Below are 20,025 nucleotides of genomic sequence, written 5' to 3'. Positions count from 1 at the left end.
TATGGTTTACTATAACAATTACCGTTATCAATGGAATTTAAAAAAGATGACCCCTAACCAATATAGGAATCATCTTCTAGTTGCGTGACTCTTTTTTTCTTGTGTCCTTGACACGGGTGCCAGTTTAGAGGATCCGCCCATTTTTACTTCGAAGGCTGAAAGAGGATGTCCTTTCAGAGCTTCCTGAAAAAAAAGAGTCGATCGAATTAGTAGACCTGCTTCCTGATCAGAAGAAGCTTTACACTGCCTACTTGGCAAAGCTACGACACGACACTCTGAAGCACCTTGACAAGGATACACTCCGGAAAAATAAAATCAAAATCCTCGCTGGTTTGACACGGTTACGGCAGATTTGTTGTCACCCAGGCTTGTTTGTCGACGGCTATAAAGGAAGCTCAGCAAAATTTGAACAGCTAATGCAAATCTTAGAGGAATCGAAGCTATCAGGAAGAAGGGTATTGATTTTTTCACAGTTTACGAAAATGCTAAATCTCATTGGTAGAGATTTAACTGCTAAAGGGCAACCATTTTTCTACCTTGATGGACAAACTCCTTCAGAAGAGAGAGTGGAGATCTGTCATCGGTTTAATGCAGGTGAACGAGATTTATTCCTCATTTCCTTGAAGGCAGGCGGTACTGGTCTTAATCTAACTGGTGCAGATACCGTCATCCTCTATGATCTTTGGTGGAATCCAGCAGTTGAAGAGCAAGCAGCAGATCGTGCCCATCGCTTTGGGCAGAAAAATGTTGTACAAATCATCAAACTTGTTGCCAGCGGCACAATCGAAGAAAAAATGAATGAACTTCAAGAGAAAAAACGCCATTTAATAGAAGAAATCATCGATTCCAAGGAGAGAGACTCATCTACTCTTACTGAAGAAGATATTCGAGAAATATTAATGATATAGAGTGTTATAAAACCTCCTAGAAGTTTAGGAGGTTTTCATCAAGATATTCACATAAAACATAGAACCTCTAAAAGGCATTAAGTCAGGAAAATTACTTTCCTGTTTCTCCATCGTCATAGTTCAATTGCCATTGAATGCCAAACTTATCTGTTACATTGCCGTAGCATTTGCTCCAGAATGTTTCTTGCAGCTCCATGCCTACTTTACCGCCACTTTTTAGTTTATTAAATGCAGATTTAATTTCATCCAAGTTCTTACTAACAATTGCAAGACTTATGTTATTTCCTTCAATGAATGGCATACCAGGGAAAGAATCAGAAAACATAATTGTACTTCCACTAATCGTAAGTCGTGTGTGCATTACTAAATTTTTTGCTTCCTCTGGGAGAGGATAATCTGGGTTTTGTGGTGAATCTCCAAAGGTCATAATTTGTGGTTGTTCAGTTCCAAAAACCTCTGCATAATACTCTACTACTTCTCGGCAGTTACCATTAAAACTAAGATAAACTTCAACAGCCATTTGCTTCACTCCTCAATTAAATTGTTAATCATTGTTAAATGCTACTCTTTCATTGTAGCCTATTAACGATAATTAATAATAGATATTTTCTAAAGGCTTTTTTCTAAGAGATTGTTGCTTATAAAACAAAAACTAATTCAGGTTGATTGGAGCGGAGGTGCGAGACTCCTGCGGGTACAGCGGGACAGGTGAGACTCATGCAGGCGTTTACGCCGAGGAGGCTCACCGCCCGCCCCGCGGAAAGCGAGCAACTGGAGCGGAAATCAACCACACTTCAATACTTGGTAAATAGCAACAAAATTTACGAAAACAGCCTTTCTAAACAAAAGGAATGGTAGAAAAAGTGAATAAACAACGATATATAGTCAATTCTATATACATAGAAAAACAATGATATTAAGGAGATTATAGCGTGAATCCATATGAAATAAATAATATGATTATTGATGACGAGTTTGATGGTGAAGAATTCGTGACAGCTGATATTACTCACAATCAGAAGGATTATAGTATTACATTTAAAAAAGCCGATCTTGAAATCATAAATACCTGGGTTTTTGAGAATGGTTCATCTCTTCCTGCAAATTTGTCAGATAACATCATTGAATCAATAAGAGAAGATGTCAAAAAGAGAATCTAGTCATTTGTACTAGATTTTTTTGTTTCTTTAACATAGAAAAAACTAGTTGCTATAATAGTAACGAATTTGTATCACTTTAAATTATTTACATTACTTAGATTTTTCGAGAGAATAAAGGTAAGATATAATATTATTTAGTTTTAGTAATAACAAAAAGATAATGAGGTAGGAAAAAACAATGATTGCAAAAACAGAAGAGGATTTTAATGGTTTAAAGGAAATTGGTAAGATTGTAGCCGAGATTAGAGATGAAATGGTACAGAAAACAATACCTGGTATAACAACACAGGAGCTTGATGATATTGCTGCTGGGCTTTTTGAAAAGGCAGGTGCTGTTTCGGCTCCAAAGGGTGAATACGATTTCCCAGGTTATACATGCATAAGCGTAAATGATGAAGTAGCACATGGAATACCAGGGAAGAGAGTGATTGAAGCAGGAGATCTTGTAAATATTGATGTTTCTGGCTCGAAAAATGGTTATTTTGCAGATACAGGCATCTCGTTTGTGGTAGGAGAAGGTGATGAAGTTTTAACGAAAGTATGTGAAGTTGCGAAAAAGGCCTTTGAAGCAGGCCTTGAGAAAGCAAAACCAGGATCTAAAAAAAGTAGAATTGGTAAAGCTGTCTTCCAAACTGCGAAGCAACATGGATTTACAGTGATTAAAAACCTTACAGGACATGGTATTGGGAGAAAGATACACGAAGCACCGGACCATATTTATAATTATAATGATACATGGGATGATGAAATATTAAAGGAAGGCATGGTTATCGCATTCGAACCATTTATCTCAAACCTTGAAGAGGAAGTATTTCAAAAAGATGACGGTTGGACGTATGCTACTGAAAAAAGCTATGTTGCTCAATTGGAACATACAATTATTCTTACGAAAAATGGCCCGATTATTATAACGAAGTAAATGAATGAAAACCAGAAAAAGACTCGTTAATATGAGTCTTTTTTTGTTGTTTAAAATCAGTCAACATCCTAGATCTTTTAAGAAACCATTCGTATAAAGATTAACAGGGAAACGAGGAATTTGTTATTTCATTAAAGAAACTTCATATTTAGAAGTCTAAATAATTCAATTCATATTACCTATTCTCCAACTCTTTTCGATTGGTAGCTTGTGGTGGTTGTTCCAACCAACCTCGATTTACCATAATCGAAAATCCCTTTTCGGCATAAAGTAATATTTCTCCAATGACTTTACTATAAAAAGTTGACAAATCAGCTCTCATTGACATTGAGAGGGCATGGCCAATAAGTGTAATATCGATCGAGTTTAAAAAATGAAATAATGACATGACAAGCTTATCTGAAAATGGTGAAATCGTTGATTCTGTTATTTCCATACTGATGGAAATTATGCCAAGAAAATCTTCTTTTTGCAATATTTCGTTAAAAAAGTTTATCTGTTTTTCAGAAATTTTTTTGCCATCTTTAATAAAGTCTTTTATTTCTTTGTCTTTAACCGCTTGAATTAAACCTAAACAGAATAAAATCGAAAAGTAATTACGCTCAATGTTAAAAAAGATTTCTGTAAGCTCAACAGCGTTTAATGTTCTCTTTTGTCCGATAAAACCTGAAATATAAGTCTTTTTTTGTATGTATTCTATCTTTTTTGGATAGCTAATCTTTGGCGGTCTGTCATAAATCCCTTTTGATAACATCATTGTTGTAGAATCTGTATAAAGCTCTGTAACTTGAGCTAAAGCATTTGTAAAAAAGCTAAGGATGTCTGAACGAGCGATATTGGCAGTAATGAACGCGTAGTTGATCATGCCCATTCGACTCATGATGTAAACATAACTTAAAGCAAAAGGTTCATTAAAGAGTGGTGGTGCTGATAAATCAACATCCTTTTCTGAGAAACCATCAGGTAATGGAATATTCTCTTTACTATATATTTCTTTAATTTTTTTGATGTTTAAATGAGAAAATTCTAATGCTTTAGTTAGAACAACCTTAATTTCTTCATCCTTTATGTGGTGGAGGAAATATTTTAATAAACAAACAGACATTGTTTCTTGAAAAAAGGCTTCCCACAAGCCACCAATTTCCGCACTTGTTAAGCTGATATTATGTTTAATCAAAGACACCTCCTATATAATTGGCTATCATTTAGATTTTACTTTATTTCAAAAGTTATTCATTTTATCAGATTATACGTACATTAAATTTAGAAAGTGTTATAAGGTGCAGGGAGAAATGTGTAGAGCTTAGTATGAGTATTTCTTGCATTTAATGGAAGGGATTTAACCCTAAGTAGAGAATATAAGTTACGGTTAGTTATTTGAGTCAGAATGATTAGAATGAGAGAGGTTGAGATGGGTAAATGGGACAGATAAAAATTTATGGATTGAAGGAAAAATTAAATCCAATCAAAGAGTCATTTTCGAATGTCATTCATTCATGTTTAGTAGAGGCATTTGAGTTCCCTGCGGATAAAAGATTTCATCGGTTTTTCCCGATGGAGAAAGAGGATTTTCTCTACGCAAATGGACGGACAGATTCATACACGGTTATTGAGATTAGTATTTTCGAGGGGAGAACGGTTGAAGCGAAAAAGAGGCTGATCCGTTTACTATATGAACGTGTTAATAGCGAATTAAACATTTCCCTACATGATATTGAAATAACGATTTTTGAGACACCGAAGCATAATTGGGGAATAAGAGGTTTACCAGGAGATGAATTGACATTAAATTATAAGATCAATGTTTAAATTGTCGAGTAATGCTTGGTCCATATACTTTCATTAGAATAATTGGTTTTTTGTATTAAGTGGGAGGAAATTAATGAAACTTAAAAGTAGTCATGTTTTTCTTAGACCATTAGAAATTACGGATGCAGAGGATTCCTTGAAATTAGAACTAAGAAATAGAGAATTTTTTCAAAACTATACATCGTTACGTGATCCTTCCTTTTACACGTTAGAGGGTCAATTGACTAGAATAAAAAAGAATAAGGAAATGCAAGAACAAGATCAATACTATTTGTTTGGTATTTTTTTAAATGAGATTGAAGAGTTAATTGGGTATATCATGTTGTCAGAAATAATGAGGGGACCAATACAGCACTGTTTTATTGGTTATTTTCTTGACAAAAATCAAAATGGAAAAGGATATATGACAGAGGCAGTTCATTTAATGGTGACATTTGCATTTAAAGAATTAAAGCTACATCGAATAGAAGCAGGCGTGATACCTCATAACATAGGATCAATTAAGGTGTTAGAAAAGTCAGGCTTTCATAAGGAAGGGATTGCGAAGAAAAATGTAAAGATAAACGGGAGATGGGAGGACCATCAAGTATTAGCTATTATAAATGAGCAGGATATTTAGGACAGATAGAATAAAGCGTTTAAATAAACAAAAAAAGAGGCGATCGTGTGGATGTTTCACTGCAGTTTTTTGACTATCATTTGTGGGCAAATTCTCTTGTGTTTAACCATATAAAAGCTCTTCCTTCAGAAATTCATCACCAAGAAGTACAAAGTGTGTTTCCGACATTATATGATACACTTTTCCATATGTACAAGATCGATTATGTATGGCTTCGTGCATTAAAAGGTGAGAGCTTCGATCAGATAATCAAGGATGTTCATCTATTAAAAGAAAAAGATCCAGAAAAAAGGGTTGAAGCATTAGAAGTGAATTATATTCAACTAGGTGAAATGTACAAGGAATTTATTAAACAGTTAAAAGACGTACATACAACTATTACGATTTTTCATCCTAGTTATGGAGGCTGTACAACGAGTTATGTTGAGTTAATTCAACATGTTGCTAACCATGGTACATATCATCGTGGCAATGTAACAGCTATTTTGAGACAACTAGGTCATCAAGGGAAGCCTACTGATTATGTTTCTTATTTGTTTGAGATAAAAGGATAACCTGTATATCGAAAGGTAGTATTACTTTAAAAGTATGCTGCCTTTTTTCTTTTTGATATTCAATAAATAGAAATTTTCAATAAAAGTTAATATAACTCAGATTTCAAGTATAATGAACATAGTCAGATTATGCATATGATATTTCTACTGAGAGAATCCTATATATATGTCGGATAATAAAATAAATCGAGGTTATTAGATGAATGCAATAAGTTTTAAGAATTACGATTTAAGCGATGAAATAAGAAGAGCTCTTTCTGTGTTAAAATATGAAACCCCTACAGAGGTTCAAAGAGAAGTCATACCAAAAGCAATGGAAAATCAAGACCTTGTCGTAAAATCTCAAACAGGTAGTGGGAAGACGGCATCATTTGGTATACCGATTTGCGAAATGATAGAATGGGAAGAAAAAAAGCCACAGGCATTAATTCTTACACCAACTCGAGAGCTTGCTGTTCAAGTTCGAGAAGATATTACGAACATTGGAAGGTTTAAACGAATTAAAGCGATGGCGGTTTATGGTAAGGAACCTTTTGCGAAACAAAAAGAGGAATTGAAACAAAAAACTCATGTCGTTGTTGGTACACCTGGCCGTGTAATGGACCATATCGAAAGAGGAACCTTAGTTTTAGATCAAATAAAGTACCTTATTATTGATGAAGCAGATGAAATGCTAAACATGGGTTTTATTGACGAAGTAGAAGCGATTATTAAAGAAGTCCCTTCTAGCAGAGTAACGATGGTCTTTTCTGCTACATTGCCCAAGGATGTTGAGAGTCTCTGTCATAAATATATGGAAAACCCACTGAATATTGAGTTTGCTGCTACTGGGGTAACAACAAATACAATTGAACATCGTTTAATCGAAGTAAAAGATGATCAAAAGATGTCACTGCTTAAAGACGTAACGGTCGTTGAGAACTCAGAAAGTTGTATCATTTTTTGTCGAACGAAAGAAAACGTCGATAAAGTGTTTACCGAATTGGACCAAGCTAATTATTCTTGTGAAAGACTTCATGGAGGATTGGAACAAGAAGATCGATTTGCTGTTATGGACGGTTTTAAAATGGGGAATTTCCGTTATCTAGTGGCAACAGATGTAGCTGCGAGAGGCATTGATATTGATAATGTGACACTTGTTATTAACTATGATGTTCCAATGGAGAAAGAGAGCTATGTTCACCGAACAGGAAGAACAGGGCGTGCAGGTAATAAAGGAAAAGCCATCACGTTTGCGACTCCTTATGAAGGAAAATTTATTAAAGCAATTGAAACGTATATTGGCTTTGAGATACCTAAAATTGAAGCACCAAGTCCCGAGGAAGTTGCCAGTGGAAAAGAAGCTTTCGAAGAAAAAATCCATGGCCGTCGCGTCGTTAAAAATAATAAGACAGCACGAATTAACAAAGATATTATGAAGCTACATTTTAATGGTGGAAAAAAGAAGAAGCTTCGAGCTGTCGATTTTGTTGGAACAATTGCGAAAATCCCTGGAGTAACTTCAGAGGATATTGGCATTATAACCATACAGGATCAATTAACCTATGTTGATATTCTTAATGGAAAAGGCTCACTAGTCCTACAAGCGATGGAAAAAACAACAATCAAAGGGAAGAAGCTTAAGGTTAGCCCGGCGATTAAGTAATAGCTGACAATAAGGACGATTATGCAACCCATAATCGTTCTTTCCCATTCTATTATAGTATCACGATCGTAAAAAACAGAATTGATGTAGATGGACCATGAGATATGAAAGGAGTGAACAACCAGATGAAGTATGTAAAATCACAAATGAAACAGTTGGTCAAAGACAATAAAGAATTGCAAATTCGTTTAAAAGAGATGATGGAGGAACACGACCTTGAGAAAAACTTTGCCTTTAAGGCATTGTATCATTCAGAAGTTGCTGAAGGCGGAAAGTACCAGTTAGCATACCAAGCACTTGACTTACCTAAAGGGTAGGTCTTTTTTTGAATTCAAAAATAAACCGTACAATAAAGGATTGTCCTACTAAAATTTCTTAAATAGAAATTATTCAAGACAAGAATATAGTAAGCCAAGAACAAATGAATTGGTTACAATTAATAAGATCATTTTTTTAAGAGGTGTAACTTTTAAAAATTTTAAGGTGTATGATGTGAAGCAAAAATAAAACTGGATAAGTAATAGCAGAATGCCAGTATTCCCAACGGTTGTGATAAAAAAATCCTGACTTTATCGAGAGAAACTCAAAAATAAGACAAAAAATAGTCCAACAAAAGACATAGAAAAATTGATAAAGTATTGATTTTTTAAATGGATAGAAGTTCATGAATAATACGCCTGAACAAGGAAAAAGCAATAAAATAGGTAAAAAACCTTCAAACTGGACACCGATAGTAAAGTAGCCATAGAGATTATATTTAAGATCAAAGGTTATATCAGTAATAAAACCCAAACCGATTGAAAATAAGGCAATCGCATATAACTCAGATTTTTTTAATCTTTTTGGAACGACAATAGCCACGAATATGAAAACTAGTACAGAGATAATTAAGAAAACCATATGTAATTAATTCCCTTTCCAATAAGACGATAGATATAGTGTTTCCAAAAAGTAACTGGAAAATCGATAACGTGTAAAAAGGTAAAAGGGATTGGAATTTTACATGTATGCTACTTATTTACGCATGGAAAAGATGTATTAAACCTGTCCAAATAATTAGTATCAATAATAAAGAGTAAACTGTTTCCTTATGATCGTAACTTAAGTAAACAATCCTAAAAAAATGCCATACAACCCTTTATTTTTCATATATATAAATGAAGGGGGTTGTTCGGTGAAGTCAAGAGGGCATTTCTGGATAAAGGCTGCGTATGTACCGATTCTAATGATTATTTTTGTATTTTGTTTGATTGGACTAATAATTACGATAAATGTAACGATTGATTCCAAAAATATTCAAAGAACAATTGGTGAATTAAATACAGAGGACTTGTTTGTTCATTTTCTTCAAGCAGAAAATCATTACTTTTATCCCGACCCAGAGGACCCTTTATTTACGACATCATCTCTATCTTCTTTAGCGATCCAGTTAGCAACTAGTATTAAACCTACTGATGCAAGAACATTTCTTGGCAATGAATTACCGGGATTAAGGCTATATGATACAGAAATAGCTGTTGCTGGTGAAGGCACGAACTTGAGCAACATTCCTTATGAATCACCACCACCTACTGAGGTCTTACTTAAGGAAAGAAAAGTTGCAGAGGAAAAATTGCAGGAGAGACAAACGTCTGAAGAGGATAAAAAGCCTGTAACAAATCCTGAGAAAAAAACGGTCTTTATTTATCAAAGCCATAGCTGGGAATCCTTTCTTCCATTATTAAAAGGTGCAGAAAATCCAAACGATGCTATCAGCTCTGATGAAAGGGTAAACGTTATAGGTCTAGGCAATCGTTTAGCTGAAAATTTAATGGAACGAGGAATTGGGGTTGAACATGATAAAACTAATATGACGCAAGAACTACATAAAAAGGGGTGGAAATCGACGAAGGCTTACACGGTATCAGGTACGATTGTTGATGAAGCGGTGGTAGCTAAAAATAATGAACTTGATTATTTTATTGATATCCATCGCGATTCTGCACGAAAGAATATTACAACGAAAACAATCAATGGCAAGAGCTATGCAAGGCTATATTTTGTAGTTGGTAGAGAACATGAAAATTATTTGGAAAATCTTGATTTTGCAAAAAAACTTCACGCTGAACTAGAGAAAAAATACCCTGGTATTAGTCGAGGAGTTTTCCTAAAATCAAAGAGTGAAGGCAATGGGGTTTATAACCAGGATGTTTCCTCAAAAGCGATGTTATTGGAAATAGGTGGAGTTGATAATAATCTTGATGAGCTTGAAAGAACAGTCGATGTCTTTTCAGATGTACTGGCTGATTACTATTTTGAAGAAAATGAAGCAAAAGAAGTGAATGGCAATGGATAAACATTTGCCAACATCGTTGAATGGTTAATCGTTCCCCTTCATAAGTAGTTTGTTATCCTATTGCATAACCGGTCTATCTTATTTAATGATTTGTGTTTTTTTAACAGGATTTATTTCTTCAATTGCCTATTTGTACAAGGAAAATCTGTTAGGGTAGTTAAAAGAGGGGGTGACTAAAAGACCAAAGTCAAACCCCTCCAACAAAAAAATGAAAATATCTATCATGATTTGACCTGCTCTGTAAGCCGGCCATCTTCAATAAAAACAACACGATCACATAAATCCAACATCCGCGTATCATGGGTAACCATAATTGCGGCTTTATCTCTAAGCTTCACTTCGTCAGCTAACATTTGTATGACATTACGACCACGTTCAGAGTCAAGACTAGCAGTTGGTTCGTCTGCGAGAATGATTTCAGGATCATTCATCCATGCACGGGCAATAGCAACACGTTGTCGTTCACCACCAGATAAATGATTTGGATAGTTATGTTGTCGATGTGTTAACCCTAGACGCATAAGGAGATGATCCGTTCTTTTTTCTGCTTCTTTGTTATTTTGGCCAGCTAATTCTGGAATTAGCAATAATTGATCTCGAACTGTTAAATAAGGAATTAAATTTGATGACTGGAACACAAACCCGATTTTTTCTAAGCGAATCTCGTTTAATTTTTTTTCAGGCAGTTTATGAATTTCATTATTATCAATGATGATACGGCCACTTGACGGAGATAATAATGCCCCAGCAATGGATAGAAATGTACTTTTACCAGAACCAGACGGTCCGACAACAGCGACAAGCTCGCCTGCATTCACCTGCAAGGATACCTCATCTAGCACCTTTACTGAGCGCCCTCCATCACTATACACTTTGCTTACCTTTTCAAGTAGTAGCTTTGTCGACATTATGCAGCCCTCCCAATCGCTTCAAGAGCATCAATTTTTACCACTCTGAAAAGTGATAACAATGATCCTATCACAGAAACAAAGATAAATAGTAAGGAACAGCCTAAAACCAATTTTGGGGTCAGTTCAAAAGGCATACTACTTGGCAAAATAACTGCTACACTATAGGTTAGTGCAATACTAATTAGTAGACTCATAATCGTAAGTAACAATATTTGAGAAATAAGATTACGCGCTAAATAATTAGACTTTGCCCCTATGGCTTTCAAAAGGCCAAATTGATTTATTTTTTGAATTGTAATGACGTAGAAGAATACTGCCAACACAAAGGCTGCAATGACAAACAGGAAAGTGATCATCATTGTTAATGAGCCTTGTTCTTCTTTGAAGCCTGGAATCCCTTTTAATACTTGTTCTTTATTAATTATTTCTATGCCTGATACAGCCTTCTTTATTTGATCAGCGACATTTTGATCTGATTTTATTGCTACCGCATTGAAAAATGGTTCATTGTTTGCTGTAGAGTGATTAATTTGTGACCACTGTTTAAAGTTAATATGAATAACAGGTGCATGGCTAAACGACTGTCCTTCTGAAAAACCAACGATCTTGAAATCTTTTCCTGAAGCCTGATCTTTTAATTGATCACCTATTATAAAACCTTCATCTCTTAAAGAGTGATCTACTATGACCTCATTTGTTGAAGTGTTATCAATCATGTTCCCTTCAACAATTGATGGCGCTAGCATACCATCAACATCAATAGCAAAAAACGTTGCATCAACCTTTTTAGGTGAATTGTCGTCAGCTAATGTCGCCATCTTTATACCTAGTGGTGCTGTGTCTTTTTTATCAATATATTGACTAATATCTTGATAAAGTTGCTCATGTAAAATTGAACGAGTTAACCGATGATCTGATTCCTCTTGGAGGACGAAATAATCTGCATTCATTTTTTGAATCGAGGATGCATTGTCTGAAGCTAACCCTTTAGCTAATCCTGATACAAATAGGACGAGCCATGCAATCAAAATCATAATGAAACCAATTAATAAATATCTCAGCTTAGCATGCTTCATTTCACGTAAAGCAAGAAACATTGTTTGTTCATCTCCATTCATCATTCGTTTATTTAAATCATGAGGTAAGTATAAGAATTGAATATGAACGGAGTATGAACAGAACATTACATTCTTGGGAGCCGGATGTGAAAGGTTGTGCCTTTACCTAATGAACTTTCAACGTGAATGTTCCCATCATGTAGTCCAATCACTTTTTTTGTAATTGCTAAGCCTAAACCAGTGCCAGATCCATTACGACTTCTCGCTTTATCTGATTTATAAAAGCGATGAAAGATATGGGGCAGATCACTTTCTGATATGCCGATACCTGTATCCTTTATTGCGATCACGCATTGCTCATCCATCGTTTTAAGACAAAGTGAAATTGTCCCTCCAGCATTAGTGAATTTAATACTATTTGTGATAAGATTTGTCCACACTTGGTGGAGAAAGTTTTTGTCAGCGTATATGAAGGTTGAAGGGAGATCCATCTCAATCGCTAGCTCTTTTTCCCGCCAACTCCATTCGGTCATGGATACTACTTGTTTTATTTGCTCTGAAACGTCAAAAGTGCTTTTCACTAGGATGCCCTCCTCTTTATCTAAAGAGGCAAGTGTTAATAACTGTTTGCTTAACGATGACATCCGTCTGCTTTCGTTCTCGATAATCGATAAATAATGGTTGCGTTGGTTTTCTGTTATATTTTCTCTCTGTAGAGATTGCGAAAACCCTTGTATGGAGGCAAGTGGAGATTGAATTTCGTGTGAAACATTCGAAACAAATTCCTGGCGCATTTCTTCAAGTTGCTCCAAATTCCTTGCCATTTGTGAAAAATGACTTGCTAATTTACCGATTTCATCCTGTCGATTTACATTAAGTTGGATATTGTATTTTCCCTTAGCAATTTCTTTCGTTGCATCAGTGAGCTTACTAATTGGTTTAACAATGTAACGGGTACTCACGACAACGAAAAGAATGCTTAAGAAGATAATCAGAACAACAAGAAGAGAAAAGAAGATCCGCATCTCACCAAATTGAAGTTCGATATTGGGACGAAGAAAAAGAGCATATTGATCTCCATCAACCTCAATTGGTATACCAATTGAATTAATAAGGGAGTTATCAAAAAAACCAGTAATAAATGCTTTTGATGGGAACTTAGAGATCCCATGATAGACTTGTCCATTTAACACATTTTGTACGATGCTTGTGTCGATATTTTTCTGTTTGAATTCTCCACCATAAAACAATTCATGACCTTGTTCATCTGTTAAATAAATTTGATAACCTAATTCTCCAATATTGACTAAATATTCATCCAAATGAACAGTAGGGTTTTGTTCATAAAAGGTCACAATATCTTGGGCCATTTCGGTTACCTTTTTGTCATTGTATGGTTTTAAACTGTATTGGTAGTAAACATTCGAAAGGATGAAGGCCAGTATACTACTGAAAATCATGACGATGATGGTTGTAACAACAATACGTAAATATAAAGTTTTCACTTTTGTATGACCTCCAGTTTATAACCAACACCCCGAACTGTTTTAATGACAAAATCATCAGTGCGTTGAGAAAAACGCTCTCGTAATCGTTTAATATGAACATCAACAGTGCGGTCGTCTCCAGCGAAATCAGATCCCCAAATAAGCTGGATCAAATCTTCACGGCTGAAAATCCGATCTGGATAACTAGCAAGCTGAGATAATAATTCAAACTCTTTCATGGGAAGAATGAAGAGTTGTTCATTGCAATGAACTTCGTAACTTTTTCGATCTATTACGATTGAACCAAGTTTAATCTTTTCTGTGTTCACCATTTGGTAGCGTCTTAATAATGCTTTGATTCGAAATAATAACTCCTTCGGTTCGAATGGTTTTGTTAAATAATCATCAGTCCCAACAGAATATCCTTTTTCCTTATCGACAAGCTGGTCTTTTGCTGTTAATAATAAAATAGGAAAATCATAATCCTGTCTGATTTCTTTACATAATTGAAAGCCATCCTTATTTGGCATCATCACATCTAAAATCGCAATGTGAATCTGTTCTACTTCTAGTAAAGCTGAAGCTTCTACACCATCATCAGCCTCATATACGACATAACCCTCTGCTTGAAGGTAGTGATTAAGTAATTCACGAAGATGGGGATCATCGTCGGCAACTAAAATATGAATCATAGGTAATAACATCTCCTTGGTAAATGGGTAACTTCTTGTTTACTATAAGTTTAAATATACCATCTAGATCGTAGGGTTGAAAAATACTGTTAAGACAATAAAAAAGTCAACCAGATACATCATCTGGCTGACCATTTATAATCAGAAAACTTAATAATAACGAATTTTACTTTTCGTTTTTATCCAACCTTTTTTCATTTTCAAGCACACTAAACCAATAATCGCTACGAATAGTATACTTACAAAGAATCCGGGGCGAATTGCTTTTTCAAGCAAAGTTCCGCTAATAGCAGCCAGGATTAATGCGAGTCCAAAAAAGCCAAAAATTTTATTCCATATTTTAAATTCCAGGATTCGAAATGAAGAAATAATGATAAAAAACCAGTTGTATAATAATAAGATCCCAGCTGCAGTTGTGATATACTCATATATTTTTCCAGGCAGCAGTAAAGCGGTAATGATAGATGCAAGTAAACCCACTGTTGCCAATCCTAACGATGGCAAAGGCAGACTCTTGAACTTATCAAGCTTTTTGGCAAATATTGCAGGTGCATCACCGCCATTTGCTAATGTGACAAGCAAATTAGTTACACCATACAGGGAAGCTGTCATGGTGGAAAATCCAGCGATGATGATTGCCCCATTAAACACATGTGGGAAAAAGGCTAGATTGTAATCTGCCATAGCTGTCACAAATGGACTTTCCTTTTCATGAAAGGCTTCAAGGGAAACAAGAGTTACAGCAAGTGCTAATGATAAAACATAAACAAAGGTTAAGGAAATTAGCATCACTGTACCTGCCTTTGGTGCATCCTCTTTCTTTTTAAGTTGCATTGCCATAATGCCAATAACCTCTATTCCACCATAAGCATAAAATGCGTAGATGAGAGAAGCCCAAAATCCTTTGAATCCACCTGCGAATAATTCACCTGCAGAATTAGGGAGTCCAGTAGGCTTAGCATTGTCTGCATTTATCCATCCGAATAGTGCAGCAAGAGCAAGAATAATAAACATGATGATTGCCGCAAATTTTACAATTGCTAAGAGATCCTCGATTTTGTCAAACCCCTTGGTCCCAGTTAATACGACAAGAATGGAAAGAATCGCATAACCCGCTGCAAAAATCCACAAAGGAACATTAGGAAACCAAAATCGTGAAAGTATAGAAAGGGCTGTCAATTGACTCCCCATTATAAGAATGTTCGAACACCAATAATTCCAGCCACAACTAAACTCTGCCCATTTTCCATAAGCCTTACCGGCATAATAACAAAAGGAACCTTCTTGAGGGTCTTCAGCAGTCATTTTTGCCAAAACATTAAATACGATATATGTACCGATTGCTGCTAAGAGAAATGAAAAAACAATAGAAGGGCCTGTTATACCAACTCCGATACTAGAGCCTAGAAAATAGCCAGTTCCGATGGTACAACCGATACCAACTAATGATAATTGCCACCACTTTAAATTCCCCTCATTTTGGCCTTTATTTGATTTTTGACTAGAGCCACTTGAACTACAACTTGCGTTACTCATATAATACCTCCTCGTATTCCCTAAGTATTATTGTTAGAAGGAAGCGGCCTATTTATGTATAGAATGCAACCAGATGGCTAGTTGAATTTCGTAGTAATTTACCTAGTAGGAACTATGCTTATCCTTAAAAATTACTCATGATCAAAATGTACCAGCTTAATATGTTTACGTTATAAAAAAAAGCCCTCGAATTATATTCAAGGGAATTTTTCATATAAAATTAAACAAGTGAATCAAAGGAAAAACCATCAATAGAGGAAATTCTTCCTCTCCACCAAGTGCCGTTAGAAGGGAGTGGTTGACCGCTTGTACTAAGATATTTAGCATCTTTTAAATGAATAAATGTTAGTGTATTTTCATCTGATTCTTTATCTGCTTCATCTTGTTTTTGTTTTGAATAGGCTTCTTTCAAATCACCGAATTTTTTTGAGATGATTTTTGACATCGTTGTATCAGTTAATTTCTTAGATGATTCTGTTATTCCTTCATAATAAGCGCTTGCTCCAATTAGAGTGCCAGAGACAATTGTACCTCTAACGCTTAGTGTAACTTCTACTTCAATTCCGTCTTCTTCAACTAAATTTAAAAACATAAGAACAATGGCATCGTCTGTACCTGCTTGTTCATTCTCTTTCTCTTTATTTGCCATATATCTCACCCCTTCATTACTATGTATGTTTATCTTGTCCTTTATTTTTAAGTTAAACCAAAATAAATAGCTGTCTTTGACTTAGTTTTCTAAGTAATATGAATGAATTTATTGGGATAAAAAGTCATAGGAAATCACTCTGTTCATATAATGTACCAGTTATTAACTATGGAAGAGAGTGGTTTTGTTGAGTATTGGTATACTAATTAGTTACATATTTTTAGGATTATCTTTAGCAGCTCCTATAGGGCCTGTAAATTCTGCGCGTTTAGATAAAGGGTTGAAAAATGGATTTTGGCATGCCTGGATTGTAGGCGCAGGATCGATGGTAGCTGATGCCCTGTTCATGCTTTTGATATATTTAGGTATGGTACAGTTCTTAGGAATACCAATCGTTCAGATTTTTCTTTGGTTGTTTGGTGGCTTTATTCTTATCTATTCAGGTATTGAAAGTATTTTAGGTGCGAATTCAGTAAACCTCACATATACAAGAAAAAAAGACTCTTTATCAAAATGCTTTTTAACAGGATTTATTATGTCGGTTACAAGTCCATTATCCATTTTATTTTGGTTAGGGATATATGGTTCAATTTTAGCAAAAACAGCGCAAATAAACGGTACAAGCCAGTTGTTAATTTATAGCTGTATGATCTTTGTCGGTTTAACATTATGGGATGTTTTTGTTGCTGGTTTAACAACAGGCTTCCGGAGGTTCTTAAATGATGAAAGTATAAAAGCAATTTCAATTATATCTGGGGTATCTTTACTTGGCTTTGGTCTGTATTTTGGATATCAAGGATTAAAAGCACTATTTGGCTAAATGAGGTTGACTCAAATGGTGTTACCCTTTTGAGTCAACCTCATATTTTAGTGGGAATCATTGTAAGGTGCTTCCGTATCCTTATCTTTTTCATCATGTGTTGGGTGGGCCCCTGGGAATTGTCTTGGAACATCTTCATGCATATTACGATATTCGTAAGTAAAGTTGCTATAGTATTGCTGACCTTCTTTCCAAGGAGTACTTTTATTTTCTACTGGGTCATCTTTACGGTAAGGAGAACCATATGCACCTTCAGGGAAATCCTCATGTGTTAAAAAGTTCCTTTGTTTTTCTACATTCGAAAAGTCTGTATATTCTTCTTCATTATCGCTCACGTTTACACCTCCATTAATTTTTTTTGTTAGTTTGACCTTAATAAAGTAAAATATAATGAAGTAGAAATATAAAAAGTTTACTGTATTGGAAGAAAGAGGATATTTTTTAGTTAGATTCGTAAAAAGTGGTATGATCTAAAAAGATCCTAAAATAGAGGTGAAAAGATGACGATATATCTTGCTTTGCTACGTGGTATTAACGTTGGTGGACACAACGTGATTAAAATGGCTGAACTAAAGCAACTATTTGAATCTATGGATTTACAAAATGTGAAAACATATATTCAAAGCGGTAATGTTTTATTTGAATCAAAAGCAGAGTCTAAGGAGCTATCCCATCAGATTGAGCAGGAGATTAAAAACACTTTCGGTCTTTCAGTTCCAGTAATGATAAGGACTGCTACAGAAATGCAACAAATTATCAAGAATTGCCCTTATCTTGCTGAAGCATTATTGGAAGGAGAAAGCATCCATATATCTTTCTTAGCTGACGTTCCATCGCAAGAACGGATTGACCAATTATGTAATGTTAATAGAGGCGTAGATGAATACCAAATCAAGGGAAGAGAAATGTACTTATTTTTCCGCCAAAGCATAAGGAAATCCAAGTTGGCTATTCAACTTCAAAAAATAGGAGTTCCTGCAACATTGCGCAATTGGAAAACAGTAGCCAAACTTGCAAGTATGGCGGAAGTAATGAGCGAAACGGGGGGGAAAATGTAATAGACTCTACTTACTTATGCAGAGTCTATTGCTTTAAATTATTACATTTCCTTAGGTGCCTTTATCCCAAGTAATCTCAGACCTTCACTCAAAACGATCGTTACAGTTTTCACTATAGCTACCCGATTCTGTTTTTGTTCATCCTCTGCTAAGATTTTAACAAGACCATAGTATTTATTGAATTCCTGTGACAAATCAATCAGATATTTTGCGATTTGCGATGGTTCGTATAACGTAAGACTCTTTTTAATGACAGCTGGAAATTCCATAAGGTGTTTCACCAAAGCCCAACTTTCATCTCCTTCTAAACCTTCAGCTTGTAAATCATTTGCTTCATCTACTTTTCTTAAAATCGAGCATGCACGAGCATGTGTATATTGAACATATGGACCAGTTTCACCCTCGAACTTCAACATCTCTTCTAATGAAAATTCAATATTATTTAATCGCTCATTTTTTAGATCATGGAAGATAAGTGAACCAATCGCGACATTTCTTGCAACTTCTTCTTTATTTTCTAACGTTGGATTTTTTGTTTCAATATTTTGATTGGCTAGAGTAATCGCATCATTAATAACCTCTTCTAATAGGACAACTTTCCCTTTTCTTGTCGACATTTTTTTGCTGTCCTTTAAAATAAACCCAAAGGGAACATGGACTAATTCTTTTGCCCAGCTATACCCTAATTTTTCAAGAACAAGGAATACTTGTTTAAAATGAAGGCTTTGTTCATGACCAACGACATATAATCCTTTTGTAAAATGATATGTTTCCTGTCGATAAAGCGCTGCAGTTAAATCTCTAGTAGCATAAAGGGTTGCACCATCAGATTTTTTTATTAAACAAGGCGGTAAAGCGAATTCTTCTAAGTTGACTACTTCTGCACCATCAGAGCTTGAAAGCAGCTCTTTATTCTTTAATACATTGATAGTTTCTTTCATTTTATCGTTATAAAAGGCCTCACCATGGTAAGTGTCAAACTCAATACCTAAAAGGGAATAGATTTTTGAGAACTCTTGAAGGGATTCATTTCTAAACCATTTCCAAAGGGTCTTAGCTTCCTCATCGCCATCTTCGAGTTTTTTAAACCACATTCTTGCTTCAACTTCTAAGTGTGAATGACTTTCTGCCTCAGTATGAAACTTCACATAAAGATCGAGGAGTTCTTTTATCGGATTTTGCTTAACACTTTGTTCGTTACCCCAATTTTTATAAGCGACGATTAGTTTTCCAAACTGTGTTCCCCAATCACCTAAATGGTTTATTCGGATTGCCTTATAGCCACACTTTTCAACAATATGTGCAAGAGAATTTCCAATTACTGTTGATCTTAGATGTCCCATTGAGAATGGTTTTGCAATATTAGGTGAAGAAAAATCAATTGTAATGTTTTCACCATTCCCAATTTGAGTCGAGCCGTATTTATCACCCTGCTGTAGAATTGTATGAATAACCTCCTTGCTGACGATCTTCTTATTGTAGAACCCATTCACATAAGGTCCATCAGCTACTACCTGAGCAAATAATGGGTGTTTTATGTTATTTGCTAACTCATTTGCAATTTGGTTTGGTGATTTCTTTGCGATCTTTGCTAATGTAAAACAAGGAAATGCGATGTCACCTTGGTTTGAATGTCTTGGTTTTTCTATTAACTTTTTCACGCCATCAACAGTGAGAATTCCTTTTAAACATTTGGTTAAATCATCTGCAAATATACTAATTAAGTCCATATCCAACACCTTTCTTCTGAAAAATAAAAAAATCCCGTCTCTACATTAGAGACGAGATTAACCCGCGGTACCACTCTTATTGTTCATCATGAACCTTCTTTGCCATTGATAACGAGGTTTTCCCCGGCTAGACCT

At 35.1% G+C, this 20,025-nt stretch carries 22 protein-coding genes, 1 pseudogene and 1 other annotated feature (1 of these 24 cut by a window edge); of the genes and pseudogenes, 12 read left to right on the top strand and 11 right to left on the bottom strand.

Annotation, left to right across the window (positions count from 1 at the left end; translation table 11 throughout):
• On the top strand, positions 1-88 hold an 88-nt coding region (locus tag I7822_RS19270), incomplete at its 5' end, for an IS3 family transposase (protein WP_207978019.1).
• Between the two features lie 40 nt (positions 89-128).
• Positions 129-908: pseudogene (locus I7822_RS19265) on the top strand (DEAD/DEAH box helicase); the annotation flags it as partial.
• 91 nt (positions 909-999) lie between these two features.
• Here I7822_RS19265 and I7822_RS19260 read toward each other — a convergent pair.
• Positions 1,000-1,428: a VOC family protein gene (locus tag I7822_RS19260; protein WP_207980707.1), complete on the bottom strand. Its 429-nt coding sequence runs from the start codon at positions 1,426-1,428 to the stop codon at positions 1,000-1,002.
• Between the two features lie 412 nt (positions 1,429-1,840).
• Between I7822_RS19260 and I7822_RS19255 the strand changes: the two genes are divergently transcribed.
• Both I7822_RS19255 and map read left to right on the top strand, forming a co-directional pair.
• Positions 1,841-2,068 (top strand): hypothetical protein, encoded by a 228-nt coding sequence (locus I7822_RS19255; RefSeq protein WP_207980706.1) that lies wholly within the window; start codon positions 1,841-1,843, stop codon positions 2,066-2,068.
• Positions 2,069-2,246: 178 nt separating this feature from the next.
• Complete coding sequence (map, locus tag I7822_RS19250) at positions 2,247-2,987, top strand: type I methionyl aminopeptidase (RefSeq protein ID WP_207980705.1); 741 nt, start codon at positions 2,247-2,249, stop codon at positions 2,985-2,987.
• Between the two features lie 175 nt (positions 2,988-3,162).
• Here the strand turns inward: map and I7822_RS19245 are convergent, their stop codons facing one another.
• Positions 3,163-4,164: a DUF3231 family protein gene (locus I7822_RS19245; RefSeq protein WP_207980704.1), complete on the bottom strand. Its 1,002-nt coding sequence runs from the start codon at positions 4,162-4,164 to the stop codon at positions 3,163-3,165.
• 242 nt (positions 4,165-4,406) lie between these two features.
• Between I7822_RS19245 and I7822_RS19240 the strand changes: the two genes are divergently transcribed.
• From I7822_RS19240 to I7822_RS19220, 5 genes are all read left to right on the top strand, one after another.
• Positions 4,407-4,796 (top strand): tautomerase family protein, encoded by a 390-nt coding sequence (locus I7822_RS19240; RefSeq protein WP_207980703.1) that lies wholly within the window; start codon positions 4,407-4,409, stop codon positions 4,794-4,796.
• Between the two features lie 73 nt (positions 4,797-4,869).
• A complete protein-coding gene (locus I7822_RS19235) occupies positions 4,870-5,415 on the top strand; it encodes a GNAT family N-acetyltransferase (RefSeq protein WP_207980702.1) in 546 nt (181 codons plus the stop codon).
• 47 nt (positions 5,416-5,462) lie between these two features.
• Complete coding sequence (locus tag I7822_RS19230) at positions 5,463-5,969, top strand: DinB family protein (protein WP_207980701.1); 507 nt, start codon at positions 5,463-5,465, stop codon at positions 5,967-5,969.
• Between the two features lie 199 nt (positions 5,970-6,168).
• A complete protein-coding gene (locus I7822_RS19225; RefSeq protein WP_207980700.1) occupies positions 6,169-7,614 on the top strand; it encodes a DEAD/DEAH box helicase in 1,446 nt (481 codons plus the stop codon).
• A 125-nt stretch (positions 7,615-7,739) separates the two neighbouring features.
• The gene (locus I7822_RS19220) at positions 7,740-7,931 is read left to right on the top strand and encodes a hypothetical protein (RefSeq protein WP_066325313.1); all 192 of its coding nucleotides are present in this window, start codon (positions 7,740-7,742) and stop codon (positions 7,929-7,931) included.
• Between the two features lie 136 nt (positions 7,932-8,067).
• On the opposite strand, the gene I7822_RS30705 is transcribed toward I7822_RS19220, so the two are convergent.
• Positions 8,068-8,514, bottom strand: a complete 447-nt coding sequence (locus I7822_RS30705; protein ID WP_372442175.1) for a CBO0543 family protein — start codon at positions 8,512-8,514, stop codon at positions 8,068-8,070.
• Between the two features lie 274 nt (positions 8,515-8,788).
• On the opposite strand from I7822_RS30705, the gene spoIIP reads away from it, so the two are divergent.
• On the top strand, positions 8,789-9,949 hold the full coding sequence (spoIIP, locus tag I7822_RS19215) for a stage II sporulation protein P (protein ID WP_307847811.1): 1,161 nt from the start codon (positions 8,789-8,791) through the stop codon (positions 9,947-9,949).
• Positions 9,950-10,170: 221 nt separating this feature from the next.
• On the opposite strand, the gene I7822_RS19210 is transcribed toward spoIIP, so the two are convergent.
• From I7822_RS19210 to gvpU, 6 genes are all read right to left on the bottom strand, one after another.
• Positions 10,171-10,857, bottom strand: coding sequence for an ABC transporter ATP-binding protein (locus I7822_RS19210; RefSeq protein ID WP_243459556.1), 687 nt, complete (start codon positions 10,855-10,857; stop codon positions 10,171-10,173).
• A complete protein-coding gene (locus I7822_RS19205) occupies positions 10,857-11,957 on the bottom strand; it encodes an ABC transporter permease (RefSeq protein ID WP_207980698.1) in 1,101 nt (366 codons plus the stop codon). Before I7822_RS19205 ends, I7822_RS19210 begins: the two co-directional genes overlap by 1 nt.
• 86 nt (positions 11,958-12,043) lie before the next feature.
• On the bottom strand, positions 12,044-13,423 hold the full coding sequence (locus I7822_RS19200; RefSeq protein ID WP_207980697.1) for a sensor histidine kinase: 1,380 nt from the start codon (positions 13,421-13,423) through the stop codon (positions 12,044-12,046).
• On the bottom strand, positions 13,420-14,097 hold the full coding sequence (locus I7822_RS19195) for a response regulator transcription factor (protein ID WP_207980696.1): 678 nt from the start codon (positions 14,095-14,097) through the stop codon (positions 13,420-13,422). The genes I7822_RS19200 and I7822_RS19195 overlap by 4 nt, the downstream gene beginning before the upstream one ends.
• Before the next feature lie 150 nt (positions 14,098-14,247).
• Complete coding sequence (locus I7822_RS19190) at positions 14,248-15,633, bottom strand: amino acid permease (RefSeq protein WP_207980695.1); 1,386 nt, start codon at positions 15,631-15,633, stop codon at positions 14,248-14,250.
• A gap of 220 nt (positions 15,634-15,853) precedes the next feature.
• Positions 15,854-16,282, bottom strand: coding sequence for a gas vesicle accessory protein GvpU (gene gvpU / locus I7822_RS19185; protein WP_207980694.1), 429 nt, complete (start codon positions 16,280-16,282; stop codon positions 15,854-15,856).
• 187 nt (positions 16,283-16,469) lie between these two features.
• Here gvpU and I7822_RS19180 point away from each other — a divergent pair, with 187 nt between their 5' ends.
• Positions 16,470-17,102 carry a LysE family transporter gene (locus I7822_RS19180; RefSeq protein ID WP_207980693.1) on the top strand — a complete coding sequence of 211 codons (633 nt, stop codon included), beginning with the start codon at positions 16,470-16,472 and terminating at the stop codon, positions 17,100-17,102.
• Between the two features lie 47 nt (positions 17,103-17,149).
• Here I7822_RS19180 and I7822_RS19175 read toward each other — a convergent pair whose 3' ends face one another.
• Positions 17,150-17,437 (bottom strand): hypothetical protein, encoded by a 288-nt coding sequence (locus I7822_RS19175; RefSeq protein WP_207980692.1) that lies wholly within the window; start codon positions 17,435-17,437, stop codon positions 17,150-17,152.
• Positions 17,438-17,602: 165 nt separating this feature from the next.
• On the opposite strand from I7822_RS19175, the gene I7822_RS19170 reads away from it, so the two are divergent.
• Positions 17,603-18,160 (top strand): DUF1697 domain-containing protein, encoded by a 558-nt coding sequence (locus I7822_RS19170; RefSeq protein ID WP_207980691.1) that lies wholly within the window; start codon positions 17,603-17,605, stop codon positions 18,158-18,160.
• Between the two features lie 41 nt (positions 18,161-18,201).
• On the opposite strand, the gene argS is transcribed toward I7822_RS19170, so the two are convergent.
• A complete protein-coding gene (gene argS, locus I7822_RS19165) occupies positions 18,202-19,890 on the bottom strand; it encodes an arginine--tRNA ligase (RefSeq protein WP_207980690.1) in 1,689 nt (562 codons plus the stop codon).
• A gap of 44 nt (positions 19,891-19,934) precedes the next feature.
• Positions 19,935-20,025 (bottom strand) — a binding site (T-box leader) (it continues 123 nt past the right edge of the window).

This window comes from Metabacillus bambusae (assembly GCF_017497975.1).
Lineage (GTDB): Bacteria > Bacillota > Bacilli > Bacillales > Bacillaceae > Metabacillus > Metabacillus bambusae.
This window is presented reverse-complemented; position numbering and strand designations above follow the sequence as displayed.

Bases quoted from the DNA above. Each gene is read 5' to 3' on its own strand.
- I7822_RS19260 (WP_207980707.1), bottom strand. From the start codon at position 1,428: ATGGCTGTTGAAGTTTATCTTAGTTTTAATGGTAACTGCCGAGAAGTA.
- map (WP_207980705.1), top strand. From the start codon at position 2,247: ATGATTGCAAAAACAGAAGAGGATTTTAATGGTTTAAAGGAAATTGGT.
- I7822_RS19240 (WP_207980703.1), top strand. From the start codon at position 4,407: ATGGGACAGATAAAAATTTATGGATTGAAGGAAAAATTAAATCCAATC.
- I7822_RS19235 (WP_207980702.1), top strand. From the start codon at position 4,870: ATGAAACTTAAAAGTAGTCATGTTTTTCTTAGACCATTAGAAATTACG.
- I7822_RS19225 (WP_207980700.1), top strand. From the start codon at position 6,169: ATGAATGCAATAAGTTTTAAGAATTACGATTTAAGCGATGAAATAAGA.
- I7822_RS19220 (WP_066325313.1), top strand. From the start codon at position 7,740: ATGAAGTATGTAAAATCACAAATGAAACAGTTGGTCAAAGACAATAAA.
- I7822_RS30705 (WP_372442175.1), bottom strand. From the start codon at position 8,514: ATGGTTTTCTTAATTATCTCTGTACTAGTTTTCATATTCGTGGCTATT.
- I7822_RS19210 (WP_243459556.1), bottom strand. From the start codon at position 10,857: ATGTCGACAAAGCTACTACTTGAAAAGGTAAGCAAAGTGTATAGTGAT.
- I7822_RS19205 (WP_207980698.1), bottom strand. From the start codon at position 11,957: ATGTTTCTTGCTTTACGTGAAATGAAGCATGCTAAGCTGAGATATTTA.
- I7822_RS19195 (WP_207980696.1), bottom strand. From the start codon at position 14,097: ATGATTCATATTTTAGTTGCCGACGATGATCCCCATCTTCGTGAATTA.
- I7822_RS19190 (WP_207980695.1), bottom strand. From the start codon at position 15,633: ATGAGTAACGCAAGTTGTAGTTCAAGTGGCTCTAGTCAAAAATCAAAT.
- gvpU (WP_207980694.1), bottom strand. From the start codon at position 16,282: ATGGCAAATAAAGAGAAAGAGAATGAACAAGCAGGTACAGACGATGCC.
- I7822_RS19170 (WP_207980691.1), top strand. From the start codon at position 17,603: ATGACGATATATCTTGCTTTGCTACGTGGTATTAACGTTGGTGGACAC.
- argS (WP_207980690.1), bottom strand. From the start codon at position 19,890: ATGGACTTAATTAGTATATTTGCAGATGATTTAACCAAATGTTTAAAA.